This window comes from Pedobacter sp. MC2016-14 (assembly GCF_020991475.1).
GTDB lineage: Bacteria > Bacteroidota > Bacteroidia > Sphingobacteriales > Sphingobacteriaceae > Pedobacter.
The window spans coordinates 363,574-381,934 of sequence record NZ_JAJMPA010000001.1 but is presented as its reverse complement, the minus strand read 5'-3'; the positions used below and the strand labels follow the sequence as shown (position 1 = coordinate 381,934).

The window sequence follows — 18,361 nt, the reverse complement described above, 5'->3', positions numbered from 1 at the left end:
ATGCATGCTCCCCAATATTTTGTATTTTTGACCACAAACCCAAATAAATGCCTGATGTAAGTGTAATAGTTTTAACCTTTAATGAAGCCCTGCACATCGAACGCTGCATAGAAAAAATTAAGGGTTTAACGCTAAAAATATTTGTTGTAGATAGTTACTCTACAGATCAGACTGCGCAAATTGCAACAGCAGCAGGTGCATTAGTGGTACAAAATCAATGGCCGGGTAACCAGGCCGCACAATTTAATTGGGCATTAGACAATCTGAATTTAGAAACTGAATGGATTTTGAGGCTGGATGCGGATGAATACCTCACAACAGAACTCATTGAAGAGATTAAAGAAAAGCTTCCTGCATTAAAGGAACCTGTAAATGGTGTTTACTTAGATAGAAAACTGATTTTTATGGGCAGGCAAATCCGGCATGGCGTAGATAAGGTAGAAATCTTAAGACTATTCCGGAGCAATAAAGCGCGTTATGCGGAGAGCTGGATGGATGAACATTTGGTATTGCAGGAGGGGCAGAGCGTAACTTTTAAAGCGAGTTTCCTGGATGACAACCTCAACACCATCGGTCACTGGACCGCTAAACACAACGATTACGCCATCCGGGAGGTCATCAACATTCTTGACAACCGTTTAGGCTTAATCCCGGCAAATACCCATGCTGGCCAGGGGGCCGGTAAAAAGAACTTTTACGCCAAACTACCACTATTTTACCGGTCATTTTTCTATTTCCTGTTGCGGTATGTCTTTAAGCTCGGTTTTCTGGATGGCAGGGAAGGTTTCATCAGGCATTTTTTGCAGGGCTGGTGGTACCGTACACTGGTTGATGCCATGTTGGTAGAAATAGAAAAGGCCTGCGGAAATGATAAATTTAAAATTAAGGCTTACCTTAAAACAAGGTACAGCATAGAATTATAACATATGTTAAAAGATAGAACCTTGTTGATCACGGGTGGTACGGGCTCCTTTGGAAATGCCGTATTAAACCGTTTTTTGCATACAGATCATTTTAAAGAAATCAGGATTTTTAGCAGGGATGAGAAAAAGCAGGATGACATGCGCACCCAGCTTAAAAATGAGAAGCTGAAGTTTTATATTGGTGATGTAAGGGATTACGGCAGTGTAGAGAAAGCCATGCGTGGGGTAGACTATGTTTTCCATGCCGCCGCTTTAAAACAAGTGCCCTCCTGCGAGTTTTTTCCGCTGGAGGCTACCAAGACCAACGTATTCGGTACCCAAAATGTAATAGATGCTGCTGTAGCCAATAACGTGGAAAAGGTAATTTGCCTCAGTACAGATAAAGCCGCTTATCCCATCAATGCCATGGGTATATCAAAAGCTTTGATGGAAAAAGTAGCCATTGCGGCATCCAGAAACATCATTAACGATACCACTACCGTGTGTTTAACCCGTTATGGCAATGTCATGGCTTCCCGGGGTTCGGTAATTCCTTTGTTCTTAAAGCAAATTCAGGAAGGGGCAACCATTACCATTACGGACCCTAAAATGACCCGCTTTTTAATGTCGCTTGACGAGGCCGTAGAACTGGTGCTTTTTGCTTTTGAGCATGGCAACCAGGGCGATCTTTTTGTCAATAAGGCTCCCGCAGGCACCATAGGCGATTTGGCAGAAGCTTTAAAGCAACTGTGCAAAAAAGATACTGAAGTAAAAATCATTGGTACCCGCCATGGCGAAAAATTGTACGAAACCCTGTGCACCCGTGAAGAAATGACCAAAGCACAGGATATGGGCGATTTTTACCGGATCCCGGCCGATAACCGCAACCTCAATTACAACCAGTATTTTACTGAAGGGGAAACCGATATTTCCAGTGTAGAAGATTACCATTCGCACAATACCGAACAGCTGGACGTGGAGGGAATGAAAAAATTATTAAGTACTTTGCCACTCATCCGCAAGGAAGTGTTTGGAGACAATAGTGCCGTACAATACCCAGGATAAATGATTAAAATAGGCATCACCGGACAGTCAGGTTTTATCGGCCAGCACCTTTACAACACCCTTGGATTATACCCGCAAGAGTTTGAACGCATTGAATTTAAGCGCAGCTATTTTGAAGATCAGCAGGCTTTAACCAATTTTGTTGCCCAATGTGATGTCATTGTGCACCTGGCTGCAGTTAATAGGCACAACGATCCCAACCAGATTTACAATACCAACATCAACCTGGTTACAAAACTTATTGATGCCTTAAATTATACCAATAGCAAAGCACATGTACTTTTTTCTTCCTCTTCCCAGGAAGGACTGGATAACCTATACGGGAAAAGTAAAAAAGAAGGCCGGGAAATGCTGGAACAATGGGCCGGTGCAACTGATGCTAAGCTGAGCGGAATGCTCATCCCGAATGTCTTCGGCCCCTTCGGACAGCCTTATTACAATTCATTTGTCGCTACCTTTTGCCATCAGCTTACACACAATGCGCAACCTGTGATCCTAAATGATAGTCTGGTCAAACTCATTTATGTTGGCGATGTGGTCAATCAGATCTTGTTGCTGATCAGGGCAGGAAAGGAAAGTACGCAGCAGGCTGTTTTTGCAACTGAAGAAAAGAAGGTGTCGGAAGTACTGGAACTTTTAGAAACTTACAAAACCCAGTACCTTATGCAAGGCATCATCCCTGCATTAAATTCAAACTTTGAACTCAACCTGTTCAATACCTTTCGGGGATATATTGATCACGGTACGCATTATCCTGTTGCTTATACCAAACATACCGATGAGCGGGGGGCTTTCGTAGAAATCATCCGCTTAAATGCAGGCGGCCAGGTTTCCTTTTCTACAACTGTCCCCGGCATTACCAGGGGCAACCACTACCATACCCGTAAAATAGAACGTTTTGCTGTCATCAAAGGCAAGGCACTGATTCAGTTGCGTAAAATAGGCGGTACCGAAGTACTTAACTTTTACCTGGATGGCAATTCACCTGCCTATGTAGACATGCCCATCTGGTTTACCCATAACATTAAAAACATTGGCGAAGAAGAATTGCTGACCAATTTCTGGATCAACGAGTTTTACGATCCCAATGATCCCGATACTTATTTTGAAACTGTATAATTTTACCACGTTTTTGCCTGATACCTATGAAAGCTAAATTAAAAGTAATGACCGTAGTGGGCACCAGGCCCGAAATCATCCGACTGGCCCGGGTAATGGCTGCTTTAGATGCCTCTGAGGCCATAGAACATGTTATTGTGCATACCGGTCAGAATTACGATTACGAGCTGAACCAAATCTTTTTTGATGACCTTGCCATCCGTAAGCCCGATTTCTTTTTGGATGCCGCGGGTAAAACGGCCACAGAAACGGTAGGTCAAATCCTTATCAAAATAGATCCTTTACTGGAAAGCGAAAAGCCAGATGCTTTTTTAGTACTAGGGGATACCAATTCCTGCCTTTGCGCCATTCCGGCAAAAAAACGCCATATCCCTATTTTCCATATGGAAGCAGGGAACCGTTGCTTCGACCAGCGCGTACCCGAAGAAACCAACCGTAAAATTGTAGACCACATCTCTGATGTGAACCTGACCTATAGTGATATCGCGCGCGAATACCTGTTGAGGGAGGGTTTACCGGCCGATCGCATCATCAAAACCGGCTCGCCCATGTTTGAAGTGCTGAACCATTACCTTCCGCAAATTGAGGCTTCAACGGTGCTGGAACGCTTAAACCTGGAGGCAGAAAAGTATTTCGTGGTTTCCTCCCACCGTGAAGAAAACATCAGCAGCGAAAAAAACTTTAGTCGCCTGATGGAAAGTTTAAACCTCATTGCGGAAAAGTATGGTTATCCCATCATTGTGAGCACGCACCCAAGGACCCGCAACATGATCGAAGCGAAAAAGATAGCCATGCGACCTGAAATCCAGTTTCTTAAACCCATGGGTTTCAACGATTACAATGCTTTGCAAATGAATTCTTATGTAGTACTGTCTGATAGCGGTACGATCTCTGAAGAATCTTCAACCCTCAATTTCCCGGCTTTAAACCTTCGGGATGCCCATGAGCGACCAGAAGCAATGGAAGAAGCTTCCGTTATGATGGTTGGTATGAATCCGGAGCGCATTATGCAGGCCCTGGTACAGTTGCAATATCAAAAGCGAGGAACAGAACGCAACTTTAGGAGAGTAGCCGATTATAGCATGCCTAATGTGTCTGACAAGATGGTCCGCATCATCATCAGTTATGTAGATTACATCAAAAGAGTAGTCTGGTCTGAGTAAAAAATATGAAAAAAAAGATCCTCCTGCATTCCATTGTATTTAGTCCGGATGGCGTTTCTACTGCCTATCTGTACAATGATATTGCCCTGGAATTTGCAGCCAGCGGATATGAAGTGGTGGTGTTAACTACCACACCACATTACAATGTATTGCCCGATGTCCTGGCCACACAGCCGCTTAAAAAGCGTTGGGCAGGTTTGTATTATGAAAGTGACTACCAGGGAATCCGCGTGGTCCATGTCCCTCAAAAGAAATTCAAAAGTAGTTTGTTGCGCATCTTTGGATTTATGTACTGGCATATGTTATCGCTTATCCTGGGCCTGTTGCAAAAAAACATCGCATTGATCCTCTCACCCTCCCCACCGCTTAGCATCGGTCTAATTAATTTGTTGATAGGCAAGCTAAAAGGGGCAAAGGTGGTCTACAATGTGCAGGAAATCTATCCAGACTTCCTCATTAACCAGGGCAGTTTAAAGTTAAAACCAGTCATTAGCCTGCTCAAATCAATGGAGCGAAGGGTTTACAACAGCTCAGATGCCGTTACTACGATAGATGCCGTTTTTTACGATACCATCGCACCTCGTTTCAAAAAGCGTTCTAAATTGCACATCATCCCTAATTTTGTAGATACCTCTTTATTTAAACCTGGTATTTCATCCGAATTAAATCAGGTTTTTTTTCCTGAAAATAATAAGGTTTTGAAAGTGATGTATGCTGGTAACATCGGACATGCGCAAGACTGGGCGCCCTTATTATATCTTGCAAAAGAGCTGATTCAACAAGCCATTGAATTTTGGGTCATTGGCGAAGGGGTGATGAAAGCTTACCTGGAACAGCAAATCAGCATACATAAGCTAACAAATGTGCACCTGGTACCTTACCAGAATAGGGAACAGATGCCTGCACTGATTGCTTATGCCGATCTGCATTTCATTTTCATGTCGCCCGATATGGAAGGACAGGGTTTTCCATCCAAGGTATATACCATTATGGCCTGTGCAAAGCCATTGTTAGTGATGTCGGGCAAAGATACACCGATTCATAATTTTCTGGAACCCGCAGGCTGTGCTTTTCTGGCAGATGCCGGAGCTTTTGCGGAGAATTGTAAACAGCTTTCTGCTTTCCTGCAAATTGCTGCTGCAAATCCAGTACTCCTGCAGGAAATGGGTCAAAAAGGCCACCAGCTCATTGAAGCTACTTATTCCAATACCGCGGTTACCCGTCAATATGTTCAACTCGCTACTCAACTTCTAAACCCGGAACCATGAAAATTGCAGTAACAGGAAGTACAGGTTTTGTGGGACAAAATTTAACGCTTTACTTAAAACGTTTTGGGATAGAAATCCAGGTGATCAGTCGTGCTGAATTACAACACCCAGATGCCAGCTTGTTTGAGGGTTGCGATGCGCTGATCCACCTGGCCGCCAAAGCGCATGACTTAAAAAGGGTTTCCAATCCCGAAGAATACGAAGCGGTTAATTATGTGCTCACAAAAAAATTATATGATGCTTTCCTGTTTTCAAAAGCTTCAAAATTCATCTTTTTAAGTTCCGTTAAAGCTGCCGCTGATACCCTTTCCGGTGTATTAAAAGAAGATAGCTTGCCTAAGCCGCAGACAGCTTACGGCAAATCCAAGTTAAAGGCCGAGACATACCTCGCTGCGCAAAACTTAGCAGAAGGAAAATCTCTGTACATTTTACGTCCCTGTATGATTCACGGTCCGGGTAATAAAGGAAACCTAAACCTGCTGTATCAATTTGTTAAAAAGGGAATTCCATGGCCATTGGCAGCATTTGACAACAAGCGCTCATTTTTAAGCGTAGAAAACCTGTGTTTTGTGATTAAGGAGATCTTGAATCATCCCCATATTCCATCCGGGATTTACAATGTTGCTGATGATGAAGCACTTTCTACTTCCACGGTAGTTTCCATCCTGGCAGCATCTTTACAGCAAGAGCCTAAACTGTGGTTCCTGCCCAAAGGCTTGGTTTGTAAATTGGCAAAATTAGGCGATACCTTAAGGCTGCCCTTAAATACAGAGCGTTTAACAAAACTTACAGAAAGTTACGTGGCAGACAATAGTAAAATCAAACAGGTGCTTCAACAAGATTTGCCTTTAAGTGCCAGGGAAGGTTTAAAGCTTACTGCAAACTCTTTCCATAATTTAAAACACAAATGACCACCGCATTACTCAGCATCATCCTATTGCTCTTTATCGCCGAACTGCTTTATTTTAAAGTGGCAGCGCATTACAACATCATTGATAAACCCAACCACCGCAGTTCGCATACGAAAATTACCATTAGGGGCGGGGGCATCATTTTTGCCCTGGCTATGTTGTTGTATCCGGCCTTTTTTGGTCTGCAGTACGCCTATTTCCTGGCAGGCATGTTCATCATCAGCCTCATCAGTTTCCTGGACGACCTTGATCCAATCAGCAGTAAAATCAGGATTGGTTTCCACCTTATTGCTGTCGGGCTTTTGTTCTGCCAGTTGGATGCCTTTCATCTGCCCTTTTATTTTGTTCTTACTGCCCTGGTCATCAGCATCGGCATCATCAATGCCATCAATTTTATGGATGGCATTAACGGCATTACCGGGGCTTATGCTTTTGTTACCCTCATTAGCCTGTTGTATATTAACGGGCAGGTTATTGAATTTATCAGCAGCAGTTTAATTTACACGGCCCTCGGCGCAATCCTGGTCTTTAATTTTTTTAATTTCAGGAGCCGTGCCCGTTGTTTTGCTGGCGATGTAGGGAGTGTGGGCATTGCATTTGTCCTGATTTTTTTAATCGCTGAGTTGATCCTGGTCAGCGGAAATTTAGGCTATCTCCTATTGCTGGTGATTTATGGGTTAGATACCATAAGTACCATCATTTTCAGGCTGATCCGTAGGGAGCGTATTTTTGAGGCGCACCGTTCCCATTATTACCAATATTTAGCGAACGAACGTAAAATACCCCAATTGTATGTCTCTTCCGGATATGCACTGGTACAATTGCTGGTCAACGCCCTGATTGTATACTATTTTATCAAGGCCTCAATTTTGTTAATGCTCTTTTTACTGGTCTCAACGGCTGTTTTTGTGGGAATCCGGTTTTATATGGAGGGGAAAAACCGTCTTTTAAAAGCTACAGCGTAAATTTATAAGCGGGCATAATTAACCGTCCCGAAATTTTTACACAATCTTGTTGTTGCTTTAATTGATTGGCTATAAGTTGATTATGTGTCGGTGTTGTGAAATTTGGATATAAGTTTGTTACATTAGCATAAAATTTGTTTTAAATTTACCAAATATATATACCCACTTGTTTACAAATATTAATATCGTTCCCCGCTGGATCATCTTTATACTTGATCTCATCATCTGTGGAATGTCATTGTCGCTGGCCTATCTCATCCGGTATAACTTTGACCCTTCAAGGATAGATTATGTAGAATTTAGCCGTAACGTATTAATCGGTACAGGGATCTCTACAATCGTTTTTCTTCAGGTAAAAACCTATTCCGGCATCATCCGTTACACCAGTGCGCAAGACAGCATCCGCATTCTTTTTTCCGTTTGTATCACCAATGGGCTGTTTTTCTTCATCAACATAGGCCTTATCGCATCTGAACATGGACAATACATTTCCAGCAGTATACTGGTAATTAACGGATTGGTTAGTTTTTTATTGCTCATTACCTATCGGGTACTCGTAAAATATTTTTTCATGTACATCAAAAATATTCAGCTGGATACAGTGGGCATTATGATCTACGGCGCAGGAGAAGCCGGTTTAGCCACTAAAAGAACTTTTGACCACGACAATACCATCAATAAAAACATCATTGCTTTTGTAGATGACGACGAACGCAAAATCGGGAAAACGATAGACGGGATTAAAATCCTGGACGCCAAAAACCTGGAACACCTGATTGTGAAACATGAACTCCATGAAATCATTTTTGCTTCATACACCATTCCTGTAGAACGTAAAAATGAGATTGTAGACCTTTGCCTGGAACATGATGTGAAGGTATTAAACATTCCAACGCCGGATGTATGGATCAACGGGACGCTCAAACCAGCACAAATCCAAAACCTAAATATCGAAGACCTGCTCAACAGGAAAGCGATTCAAATCGATATTGAAGGTATCGGCAAACAACTCAAAGATAAACGCATTCTCATTACAGGCGCAGCCGGCTCTATCGGAAGTGAAATTGTACGGCAGCTGACCAAATTTGAAGTAGGCCTCATCATCCTGAATGACCAATCAGAAAGTGCACTGCATGATTTGTATCTGGAACTGAGCGAAAGCGTGAAATGCACAAATTTCCATGCTTACATTGGTGATGTAAGGGATGAAAAAAGGATGGACAATTTGTTTGCCAATTATAAGCCTCATTACGTGTACCATGCTGCGGCTTATAAACATGTGCCGATGATGGAAGATAATCCTTGTGAGGCCATTAAAACCAATGTACTGGGGACTAAAATCATCGCTGATAAGTCTGTTAAATATGGCGTGCAGAAGTTTGTCATGATCTCTACAGATAAAGCAGTAAACCCCACCAATGTAATGGGGGCATCCAAACGCATCGCAGAAATCTATGTGCAATCGCTCAACAATTCCCTGCATTCGGCCGATCAGATTTTTCAAAACGGCCTCAGTTTCATCAATGAAATGGAGGTTAAACCGATTACCCGATTCATCACTACGCGTTTTGGTAATGTATTGGGTTCTAATGGATCGGTGATCCCGAGGTTTAAGCAACAGATTGAAAAGGGTGGGCCCATCACCGTTACCCATCCGGAGATTACCCGTTATTTTATGACCATCCCCGAAGCCTGCCGATTGGTACTGGAAGCTGGATGCATGGGCAAAGGAGGGGAGATTTTCATCTTCGACATGGGTAAATCTGTAAAGATTGTAGAGCTGGCTAAAAAGATGATCAGATTGGCGGGCCTGGTTCCTGTGCAGGACATTAAAATTGAATTTACAGGTTTAAGGCCAGGAGAAAAACTTTACGAAGAGCTGCTGAACGACAATGAAAATACCATGCCTACGCATCATGAAAAAATCATGATCGGTAAAGTGCGTGAATATGTATTTTCGGATGTTTCCAAATCTATAAAAGCGCTGGTTGCTGCAGCTAAGAACAATGACGAGCAGCAGGTAGTTGCCGATATGAAAGTCCTGGTTCAGGAATACATCAGCCAGAACTCCAAATTCGAGAATCTCGATAAAATCCCCGAGGGATTATAATACATTTGTACATGAAGAAAATCTTTGCTTTTTGCTTATCCCTGATGATATGTGCGGGGATAAAGGCGCAGGATGCTACCCCCAATCAGAACCTGCCTTATGCTTTTTCCTTTTATCAAAAGTTTAACAAACAGGTTTACGATCCGAATACCAGGATGCACAGTTCCATCAAAAACTATTATGCAGATGAGCCCCTACTGGCGGCCCGTTACGGAGAATTGATGAACCTCGGAGTAGACAGTCTGCAAAAAAGAAGCTGGTTGCGGCGTAAATTGACCGATGAACATCTGCTCAATTTCAAGGCAGAGGACTATACCATTTATGCCGATTTCCTGCCAGACTTCCAGATCGGTAACGAGTTTGAGGAAGGTAAAAACATCTGGAAAAATACAAGAGGTTATCAGGTTGGTGGTACGGTGGGTAAGACGTTTTCCTTTTATACCAACGGTTATGAAAATCAGGCAGTATTTGCCAATTACCTCACAGAATTTATCAATACCAACCAGGTGGTGCCCAGTGAAATGTCGGGCAAGTTTGAAAATGAGACCAAAGACTGGTCGTATGTTACAGCAAATGTATCTTATACGCCTAATAAATACCTCAACTTTACGTTGGCCTACGATAAAAACTTCATAGGTGATGGTTATCGTTCCATGTTGCTGTCGGATGTTGCGGCCAATCATTCCTTTTTCCGGATGCGTGCTAACCTTGGCAATGTGCAATATCAGACTATTTTTAGCTACATGCTGGATAATGGGGCAGAGCGTTTGACTGCAGACCGTCGATTAGGTGCTAGAGGGAAATGGAATGCCATGCATTACATTGACTGGAATGTTAGCAATCGTTTCTCTTTAGGATTTTTTCAGGCCGTAACCTGGTCAGATGTGGAAAAAGAAGGCAAGCGGGGATTTGATTTTAACTACATCCATCCTTTTGTGTTTTTAAGGCCAATAGAAGGTGCAAACGGAAATTCTCCTGATAAAATGCGTTTGGGATTGAATACAAAATATGAGTTGTCGGCAAAAACTGTAGCCTATGGTCAGTTTATGTTTGACGAATTTACCGCAAGTGAGGCTTTTAGTAATAAAGGCTATTGGGCAAATAAATGGTCGGCTCAATTGGGAATCCGTGGATCGGATTTGTTTAAAACTGAGGCTTTAAATTACTTGGTGGAGTTTAATACTGCCAGACCTTATACTTACGCCCATTACGACAGGATTACAAGTTACACCGGGATGAGCCAACCCTTGGCACATCCTATGGGCGCTAATTTCAGGGAGTTCCTTGGCATACTTAATTACAGCTACAAACGCTTTGATTTTCAATTGCAAGGTAGCTATGCACAATACGGGCTTGATCCTGCGGGTTTAAATTATGGCAAGAATATCCTGCTTAGTTATGATGTACATGTGTCAGATTACGGCAATACGATAGCCCAGGGCATCAAAACCAATTTGTATTTTGGCGAAGCCAAAGCTTCTTATCTGCTCAATCCAAAGTATAACCTTCGCATCGAGTTAGGCGGTGTCTACAGACAAGAGAAGAATGAATTGGGTAGCAAGAATACGCAAATCGTCAACATCGGCTTGAGGAGTACCTTCCGGAATTTATATCAGGATTTTTAACAGCTAATGGACACATAAAAAAAGCGGCTCCTTTTGGGAAGCCGCTTTTTTTATGTGTTTATAAACTTAGTTCGCTGTAATTACTACAGGGTTCAATTGTCTTGGCACGCCATCAGGGCCAGTAGCAATGATGTTGTCAAAGATCACCCTGGTACCCGGTGTAATGGTTGCCATAGCAGCTTTCATAGCGCCGTTCAATGAATTTCCGCTGGCGGAAAGTAACATTGGGTCGGCCCTTGGTTTGGCGATGATCAAACTAAAACGGGTGATGGTAAATTTAGCATCAAAGTCAAAGTTCTCCAGTTGAGCAAAGATCTTGTCCTGCGCTTTCAAGGCCACAGTGGCTACAGAACCACCGTTCTTGCCAGAAAACTTCGCTGTAGGGTCAGGAATGCGTTTCACCCTGAATTCAGAGGTGCCCACATTAGCCGTTTTTCCCGGAGCTACTTCCGCAGAGATGTTGATTTTTACGGTTCCTACAGAACTTACTTTTACGTTGTACTTTCCATTGGCTCCGGAAATGCTTCCGCCGCTCATGGTTACACGTAATTTATCTGAAGGAATACCAGGTGCAGAAAGTGATACCGGGTTGGTTACGCCAATATAAAATACGTTCATCTTATCAGGTGATACTACTGCAGATGGACGAGATACCTGATATTTTTGCTCCGGAGTACGGTATTGTTTTATCGAACCATCGGTCTGTTTCACACTTACCGATCCTACCCAGGTAAATACACCCTCACGAGTAGTATTCACGGTGTAAGTACCTTTTCCCTGTTTAACGCTCAGCGACTGTCCACCAACCGAAATGCTCGGGCTGGATTTAGAGTCATAAGCCGTTAAAAATACCTCAGCGGTATAAGGTTGTCCCTGGATCAGGTAAGAAGAAGGTGCTACAGCTACTGCTGCAAACTGGTCAAGGTTTACAACTGCCTGGTCCATTTTACCCAGGATGCGTTTTACCACATCAGATTCAGCGTTTTTCAAATCCGCCTGCACTTTAGTCAAAATTGCCATTGCCGCAGTTAGCGGGGTGCCTTCACCAAAATTAATGTCAACCCATTTTTTCTTGCCATTAAGCGACTTTTCCGAGTCCTTAGCCATCAGCGTAAAGGATACGTTTTTATTGTTGCTCTGGTCAAGCAGGGCCAATAACTTATCATGTGTAGTGTTGATGCGTTGTTGCAATTCTTCCGCTTTTTTCTCGTTGATCATCAGGCCTTGCGCAATGTCAAGGTTCCCGCGTTCTACAAGATCTCCGGTTTCAGGATCATAACCACCACCACGGGTTTCCAGTTCCTTTTTAAGGGATGCTACATAAGTCTCCAGTTCTGCCGCCAGTGTACGTGCCTGTTTGGCTTTATCGTAAAGCGGTTTTGCCCTTTCAGGCGATTCTTTAAGTTTGGTTGCTTCAAACGAAGAAAACATCTGGTCTACAGAGTTGGTTACATTCGTTGTTGATACTTCCAAACTATTGGTAATGGTACGGAAAGCATCCAGGATACTGTCCGATACATTGAGGGCAAGCATAGCTAACAATACCAAATACATGATATTGATCATCTTCTGCCGCGTCGTTTCTTTTCCTCCAGCCATTTTTAGATATCAAATATAATTAGGTGAAAAATTAAACTTTTGGCTGGTTCATGGCCACCAACATGTTGCCATAAATTGCATTCAGAGAAGAAAGGTTTTTGCTTAGTTTGCCAACTTCCTCTTTAAATTTCTGAGAATCCTCGATAGAACCAGAAAAATTGTCCATGGTAGTAGCTAAGCTGCCATAAAATTTGTTCATTGCTTTTAAGTGTGCGCTTGAATCTTGTAATTCCAATTCGTACACCGCATTTAAAGAAGAAAGGTTTTTAGCCAGGTTATTTACCTGCTCATGGTAAGCTTTATTGCCAGAATCACTTGAAGCCAATTCCGTTAAGCTTGCCGAAGCTTTTTCGAAAGTTACAGACAATTTATCATAACTGGTTGTTGCTTGTTTCATTTTCTCAGTCAATTGGTTAGTAGTTACCGAAACATCAGAGATATTGCTGATGGCAGTTACCTTGTCACCAAAGTTACGCAAACCAGAACCCAGGCTTTCAATCAGTTCAGGGCCAATTTTAGTGCTCAGCATTTGGTCTAAAGCAGCAGTAACCGGAGGAGCAGCTGCAACAGCAACGGCACGTTTTTGCGCTACCGGGCCATCATAGTCATCGGCCAATTCAGGATAAACACGCTCCCATGCAGGATCCTGTGCTGGCGGTACAAAACCAGTGATAAAGAAGAGTAGAGCTTCTACACCCAGTCCAAGACCGATCATGTAATTTCCCCAAACCCCACCTAAGTGAAGAATTTTAAATAAGGCACCGAGAATAACGACACTGGCACCAAAGGAAATGGCCATGTGTAACAAGTTGGAGGATGATTTTTTTGCCATAATAAGCGTGTTTGTTTTTTATTTTTTTGTTTGATTTGATTTAAAAATTGTAGCTGATAGCAGCATGCAGGTCAAGACCTTTAACAATAACAGCAGGGAATTTATCGACTTCTGGTTTTTGAATGGCACCGTTAGGCTTACTAATTTGTTCTTTGCTATGTGCAAAGTAATAGCCCGCATTTAAAGAAAGCCCCAAACGTTCACCCAATACCAGATTTGCTAATCCAGTTCCTAGATAAGGAGCTTGGTTAAAATAGATAACATATTGTGGTACCTCACCATTTCTAAAGGCTTTTTTGTAGTTGCTCAGTTCGTTTTTAAAGAAATAACCAGCACCAACAGTCACAAACCATTTGCTGGCAAATTCACTTTCCCTTCCATAAAGGGGTTGCCAGTCTACCATGAAGGTTACTCCTGCACGGTTGAATTCATATTTTGGAGAATTGGCACTGCCTCCCGGCTTTCCTAATTTAATAGGGGGAAAGACAGTCGCTCCCGCTCTTAGGTTAAAAGTCTGGCCAACAGGATAACTTCCTTCCACTCCGATCCCGTAAGAACCTAGTGTCAAACCAACCGATCTGTGGAAAGCAGAGTATTCTTTCAGCATCTGCGCATTACTTATAGTTGTACTTGCAAGTACTATACCTGCAATAAGAACAAGAGTTTTTAAAGTCTTCATAGGGAATGAGCTTGATTAGTTGGTAACTGGAGTTGATTTAGGTGCAACGGGAGTACTCTCTTTTTTAACCGCTTTCTCTTTTGGCAACTTTGCTGCTTTAGGTGCTTTCGCTGCCTTTGGTTTTTTCTCTTTCTTTTTGTCGGCTTTCAGCAAATCTGCCTCTGTAACCAGGTCCTTTTCTTTCACACCTTTTGGGTTTTTCCAAAGGTCATCGTTCATTTTTTTCAGTTTCAATTCTGAAGCCTGAGAGCTGATGCTATCCTGTGTACTTGGGTTATTGCCTTCACGAATAATTTTGCTGGCAAATTTGCGCTGCAAAAAGATATCGTCCATACTCATGTCAAAGAGGTTGCGCTCTACATCAGAAATGTCCATTTTAACCATCGTGTATCGTACTTGCGGATAATATAACCAGAAAGCTGGGGTAGCGCCAACTGATGCGGCAAGTTCAGCGTTTGAAGTAATGTCCATCAATGGTGCAAGACCAACAATGCGGGTTTCCATTTTTCCTCTTTGTTTATCCAAAAAGATGTCTTCCTTAATTCTGAATTTGGTGATTTTTTCCGGATTAAATTCGTTTAAGGTCATTGTACCACCAATCTGGTTTCCTTCGTTATCGAATTTTGGTACCATTACACTGTCAGTAAAACGCGCCATGCCTTCTTTAGCACTTAGTTTTTTCTTAAAAGAGTCATCGGTTGCATCATATACTGTCAGTTTCCCAGCGGCGATGTCTTTCATGATGGCCTCAATTAAAGTTGCGCCCGGTGTAGCGAAGATCGCATTTTGTTTATCCGTCAAATCAATATCGCGGTACACCCTTTTGTAAAAGCGGATGTTCGATTGTTTGATCACCGGCATTGGAAAAGGCTTGGCATTGTCGTATACTGTAGAATGGCTGTATCCATCAACCAATGGAATACTATCTGTGGCATAAGTACCTGGAGGAACAGAATCTACCTGGGCCGTAGCATTAAGGCTAATGACACCAAGTAGTACTATAAGGAGGGAAGTAAAATTTTTCATATAAATTATATTAGCTGTTAAAATTGGTCCGGGATAATTGGACGTTATTATTTCGCTTTTAATTGCGGGCTGTTCATTTCAATTGCAGCCATCGCACATCTAAAGCCGATATAAGAGTGGCCATTAAATTGAGATTCATAATTCCTTGCATCTGCATTTAACAAACTTCCAGGATCTTTCCAGGATCCACCTCTGATTACTTTACGTGTAAGGGCTTCAGCATCGTTATTGTCTGCGTCCAGTAATAGTACCGGATTTAAGTCATTGATAAAGAAAGAAGAAGAAGGGCTATAAGCATCCAAAGTCCATTCTGATACGTTTCCAAACATATTGTACAAGCCAAATCCGTTGGGTGAATAAGAAGTTACCGGAACGGTAAAGGTAGAACCGTCTTTCGAGTATGAACCTTCGCCTTGCTTAAAGTTAATGGCCAGCAATTGTTTCTTGGTTTTTTTATCCGTTTTGGTTAGGTTCATTGCTGATGTATCTAAACTATTGTCAGAACCTACTGCTGCGCGCTGCCATTGAGCTTCAGAAGGAAGACTATAAGCCAGGTTAAAGCCTCTTAAATAAGGGTTTTTATTGGCCATTGCGGTCATTTCTTTACCTTTCCAATCTGTATAAGCACGTGCCTGTTTCCAGTTTACACCAACTACAGGATTAGTTTTAAAAGCTTTATGTGTTAAGTAGTTGCGGTCATATAATGACATTTGCGCATTCGGGAAATCTTTAGACCAGATGTCTGTTTCCGGCATTACGCTCACAGTATCAGTAACGTACTGGCCGTCTTTAGCCCCACCTTTTCTCATATAGCTAAATCTGTACTTTACTTTGTCAGGATTCAGGATTTTAGCACCATTGCGGTCGATAAACATTGCTGCGATTTTACCCTGAATTCCGTTTTTGTTACTTTTCCATAAAGGAGAATTGGAATCTACCTTGCTCCAGTCAATTCTTTTTGCAGGAGTGATGGTGCTCACTGTAGTTACAGTTGGTGTCGTGTTCGTTTTTGCAGAAATTTTAGGTGCCCCTTTTTCTTTGATAAAGAATTTTTCATCTTTCAAATAGTCCGTAATCGCTACCGAATCCGCCACCCAGTTGATGAACTTGCTGTATTCTTCGTTAGTTACTTCTGTTTTGTCGATGTAAAAAGCACTAACGCTGTACATCTTTCCTTTTCCGGCGCTATCGGCTGGGTTGTTGTAAGTTATGGTTCCGGAGGGAATATAAACCATACCTGGAGGAGCAGTTAATCCATTGCTGCCTGCAGTTTGAAAGGCGCTACGGGTTTTGCAGGCGGAGAATGCGGTGGCTACCATAAGCCCCATAGCCAGCTTTGTCTTAAAGTTGACGGTTCGACCGCCCTCTTTCTTAGTTTCGATCTTTTTAATCATTGCAGGAAATGTAATAATTCGTGAATTATTCTTCTAAATTTTCTAGTTTGTGAAAGCCCTATCCCTAGTACAAGCCAATACCATACCAGTATCGCCTCAAGATTTTCTTTCGGGACGAAAATGCGAATAATAATTGAGAAACAGAAGAAAAATGCTTCTGTTGTATACGAAATTTATTTAAAAATCCTATTTTGGATCAAAATTGTTTCATAAAAATGGCAATTCGGTGGTTTATATTATGTTAACATCAGCAAAGTGTTAAGTTTAAGATTTATTTGCCTTGCTGATCATTTTTTAAAGCTTCGTGTCAATTTTTGGTGGAATAGTGTATAGATTGGTGGTCATTTGTCAAATTTCCTGAACATTTTCACGTTTTAATCCAACCTTTATCCAGATATATCGATTTGTTACACATTTAGGGCACCAATAAACACGTAAAGGAATAAAAGGACATAACTGTTTGAGCAGAAATGGTCTGGGTACCTGGTAGTGGAATGTTGTACTACAGCGTTTGCATTTATAGTCCTTATAGCTCATTAAAAATGATTAATTTAATATTTGGCTCTTGTTAATACGTATATGTAACCAATAAAGTTTTGCCGACTTATTGATTGGAGCAAAAATATCTTCCTAAGACTGAATTGCCTACGTTCATTTTGTTCTTTTTATCCTTGCCGCACTAAATGTTACCTAGAGTATAATGTGTATTTTGTATTCAAATCCTAAAAACTATATGTACCTTAAGCCCAATTTCTCCTAGTAGAGGGATGCAGGGCGCTAATGATTTACATGAAATTGTTAAAAAAGGAATTTTATAACATAGATCTTCAGATTCTCCTTTTGGTTTGTCTGTTGTTTAGCTCTTATCATGCGATGAAACGTGTTGACCAGCGTGAAAAATGGGTTAAACATGGGAATGAAGTACTCATTCACACCAGTAGATTGCTCTTTAATAGTGGTCAGAGCGCTATGCATGCGCGTTATTATATGCTTACCAGTCGTCCAGAAAGTTTATCGGCAGTTAAAAAGTCAGATCAGGCCACTTTAAAAGAATTGGATACGGTAAAGTTTTTAACCCGAGATAATGCAGAAATCAATTATTTACTGGATTCCATCTCATTATATGTACAGCGGCGAATTGAGTACTCCAGGCGGCTGATCCGTACTACTGAAACGCAGGGAATGCTCGCAGGAATCCAAATCGTTCGTTCGGGCCAAGGCAGGTACAACGCAGAGCAATGTAGTCGTTATGTAAACCTGGTGGAACAAAATGAAAGTGATTTAATGGAATTGCGTAAAGCAGATTCTGCTGACGCAACTTTCCTGATGAACATATGCTTTGCCGTTACGGGCGCTTTTATTTTAACTATGGTGGTGATGCTGTTGCTGCGTTTTAAATCTGAAGCAAAAAGCCGTAACAATTTATATTTAGAGCGTGAACAAATCATTACCGATCTGGTACGAAGAAATGCGGTATTGGAGAAATTCCGATATTTTGTATCGCATAACCTGCGTGTGCCCGTAGCGAATATCATCGGCTTAACAGATTTGCTAAATGACCTGCCTCCAGATCAGCAGGAAGAAATCATTTGCAAGCTAAATAGCGCTGCTGGTAACCTTGATCAAATGGTGAAAGATTTGATGTCCGCCCTCGAAGTAAAAGAGTAGTTCCCTGTCATCTCGAGCGAGCATAGCGACGAGAG

General features: G+C 42.0%; 15 protein-coding genes. 10 read left to right on the top strand and 5 right to left on the bottom strand.

Annotation, left to right across the window (positions count from 1 at the left end; all coding sequences use genetic code 11):
* Positions 1–47 precede the first annotated feature (47 nt).
* From LPB86_RS01525 to LPB86_RS01485, 9 genes are all read left to right on the top strand, one after another.
* Positions 48–923, top strand: a complete 876-nt coding sequence (locus tag LPB86_RS01525; protein WP_230640750.1) for a glycosyltransferase family 2 protein — start codon at positions 48–50, stop codon at positions 921–923.
* Positions 924–926: 3 nt separating this feature from the next.
* Complete coding sequence (locus LPB86_RS01520; RefSeq protein WP_230640748.1) at positions 927–1,967, top strand: polysaccharide biosynthesis protein; 1,041 nt, start codon at positions 927–929, stop codon at positions 1,965–1,967.
* Complete coding sequence (locus tag LPB86_RS01515; protein ID WP_230640746.1) at positions 1,968–3,086, top strand: NAD-dependent epimerase/dehydratase family protein; 1,119 nt, start codon at positions 1,968–1,970, stop codon at positions 3,084–3,086. It abuts the gene before it with no gap.
* Between the two features lie 26 nt (positions 3,087–3,112).
* Positions 3,113–4,249, top strand: a complete 1,137-nt coding sequence (wecB, locus tag LPB86_RS01510; RefSeq protein ID WP_230640744.1) for a non-hydrolyzing UDP-N-acetylglucosamine 2-epimerase — start codon at positions 3,113–3,115, stop codon at positions 4,247–4,249.
* A gap of 5 nt (positions 4,250–4,254) precedes the next feature.
* On the top strand, positions 4,255–5,517 hold the full coding sequence (locus LPB86_RS01505; protein ID WP_230640742.1) for a glycosyltransferase family 4 protein: 1,263 nt from the start codon (positions 4,255–4,257) through the stop codon (positions 5,515–5,517).
* A complete protein-coding gene (locus LPB86_RS01500) occupies positions 5,514–6,428 on the top strand; it encodes an NAD-dependent epimerase/dehydratase family protein (protein WP_230640740.1) in 915 nt (304 codons plus the stop codon). Before LPB86_RS01505 ends, LPB86_RS01500 begins: the two co-directional genes overlap by 4 nt.
* Positions 6,425–7,393, top strand: coding sequence for a glycosyltransferase family 4 protein (locus LPB86_RS01495; RefSeq protein WP_230640738.1), 969 nt, complete (start codon positions 6,425–6,427; stop codon positions 7,391–7,393). The genes LPB86_RS01500 and LPB86_RS01495 overlap by 4 nt, the downstream gene beginning before the upstream one ends.
* 166 nt (positions 7,394–7,559) lie before the next feature.
* On the top strand, positions 7,560–9,503 hold the full coding sequence (locus LPB86_RS01490) for a nucleoside-diphosphate sugar epimerase/dehydratase (protein ID WP_230640736.1): 1,944 nt from the start codon (positions 7,560–7,562) through the stop codon (positions 9,501–9,503).
* A gap of 11 nt (positions 9,504–9,514) precedes the next feature.
* Positions 9,515–11,128 (top strand): gliding motility protein RemB, encoded by a 1,614-nt coding sequence (locus LPB86_RS01485; RefSeq protein WP_230640734.1) that lies wholly within the window; start codon positions 9,515–9,517, stop codon positions 11,126–11,128.
* A gap of 66 nt (positions 11,129–11,194) precedes the next feature.
* Here the strand turns inward: LPB86_RS01485 and gldM are convergent, their stop codons facing one another.
* From gldM to LPB86_RS01460, 5 genes are read right to left on the bottom strand one after another with little or no spacing between them, the layout of a single operon-like run.
* Positions 11,195–12,727, bottom strand: coding sequence for a gliding motility protein GldM (gene gldM, locus LPB86_RS01480; RefSeq protein ID WP_230640732.1), 1,533 nt, complete (start codon positions 12,725–12,727; stop codon positions 11,195–11,197).
* Between the two features lie 31 nt (positions 12,728–12,758).
* The gene (gene gldL, locus LPB86_RS01475) at positions 12,759–13,559 is read right to left on the bottom strand and encodes a gliding motility protein GldL (RefSeq protein ID WP_230640730.1); all 801 of its coding nucleotides are present in this window, start codon (positions 13,557–13,559) and stop codon (positions 12,759–12,761) included.
* Positions 13,560–13,599: 40 nt separating this feature from the next.
* On the bottom strand, positions 13,600–14,238 hold the full coding sequence (locus tag LPB86_RS01470) for a hypothetical protein (RefSeq protein ID WP_230640728.1): 639 nt from the start codon (positions 14,236–14,238) through the stop codon (positions 13,600–13,602).
* A gap of 15 nt (positions 14,239–14,253) precedes the next feature.
* Positions 14,254–15,264 (bottom strand): gliding motility protein GldN, encoded by a 1,011-nt coding sequence (gene gldN / locus LPB86_RS01465; RefSeq protein WP_230640726.1) that lies wholly within the window; start codon positions 15,262–15,264, stop codon positions 14,254–14,256.
* A 47-nt stretch (positions 15,265–15,311) separates the two neighbouring features.
* Positions 15,312–16,658 carry an SUMF1/EgtB/PvdO family nonheme iron enzyme gene (locus LPB86_RS01460; protein WP_230640724.1) on the bottom strand — a complete coding sequence of 449 codons (1,347 nt, stop codon included), beginning with the start codon at positions 16,656–16,658 and terminating at the stop codon, positions 15,312–15,314.
* Positions 16,659–17,447: 789 nt separating this feature from the next.
* On the opposite strand from LPB86_RS01460, the gene LPB86_RS01455 reads away from it, so the two are divergent.
* Positions 17,448–18,326 (top strand): CHASE3 domain-containing protein, encoded by an 879-nt coding sequence (locus tag LPB86_RS01455; protein ID WP_230640722.1) that lies wholly within the window; start codon positions 17,448–17,450, stop codon positions 18,324–18,326.
* Positions 18,327–18,361: the final 35 nt, after the last annotated feature.

What these genes read in the sequence shown, in the direction of transcription:
- LPB86_RS01525 (WP_230640750.1), top strand. Translation starts at nt 48, where the DNA reads ATGCCTGATGTAAGTGTAATAGTTTTAACCTTTAATGAAGCCCTGCAC.
- LPB86_RS01520 (WP_230640748.1), top strand. Translation starts at nt 927, where the DNA reads ATGTTAAAAGATAGAACCTTGTTGATCACGGGTGGTACGGGCTCCTTT.
- LPB86_RS01515 (WP_230640746.1), top strand. Translation starts at nt 1,968, where the DNA reads ATGATTAAAATAGGCATCACCGGACAGTCAGGTTTTATCGGCCAGCAC.
- wecB (WP_230640744.1), top strand. Translation starts at nt 3,113, where the DNA reads ATGAAAGCTAAATTAAAAGTAATGACCGTAGTGGGCACCAGGCCCGAA.
- LPB86_RS01505 (WP_230640742.1), top strand. Translation starts at nt 4,255, where the DNA reads ATGAAAAAAAAGATCCTCCTGCATTCCATTGTATTTAGTCCGGATGGC.
- LPB86_RS01500 (WP_230640740.1), top strand. Translation starts at nt 5,514, where the DNA reads ATGAAAATTGCAGTAACAGGAAGTACAGGTTTTGTGGGACAAAATTTA.
- LPB86_RS01495 (WP_230640738.1), top strand. Translation starts at nt 6,425, where the DNA reads ATGACCACCGCATTACTCAGCATCATCCTATTGCTCTTTATCGCCGAA.
- LPB86_RS01485 (WP_230640734.1), top strand. Translation starts at nt 9,515, where the DNA reads ATGAAGAAAATCTTTGCTTTTTGCTTATCCCTGATGATATGTGCGGGG.
- gldM (WP_230640732.1), bottom strand. Translation starts at nt 12,727, where the DNA reads ATGGCTGGAGGAAAAGAAACGACGCGGCAGAAGATGATCAATATCATG.
- gldL (WP_230640730.1), bottom strand. Translation starts at nt 13,559, where the DNA reads ATGGCAAAAAAATCATCCTCCAACTTGTTACACATGGCCATTTCCTTT.
- LPB86_RS01470 (WP_230640728.1), bottom strand. Translation starts at nt 14,238, where the DNA reads ATGAAGACTTTAAAAACTCTTGTTCTTATTGCAGGTATAGTACTTGCA.
- gldN (WP_230640726.1), bottom strand. Translation starts at nt 15,264, where the DNA reads ATGAAAAATTTTACTTCCCTCCTTATAGTACTACTTGGTGTCATTAGC.
- LPB86_RS01460 (WP_230640724.1), bottom strand. Translation starts at nt 16,658, where the DNA reads ATGATTAAAAAGATCGAAACTAAGAAAGAGGGCGGTCGAACCGTCAAC.
- LPB86_RS01455 (WP_230640722.1), top strand. Translation starts at nt 17,448, where the DNA reads ATGAAATTGTTAAAAAAGGAATTTTATAACATAGATCTTCAGATTCTC.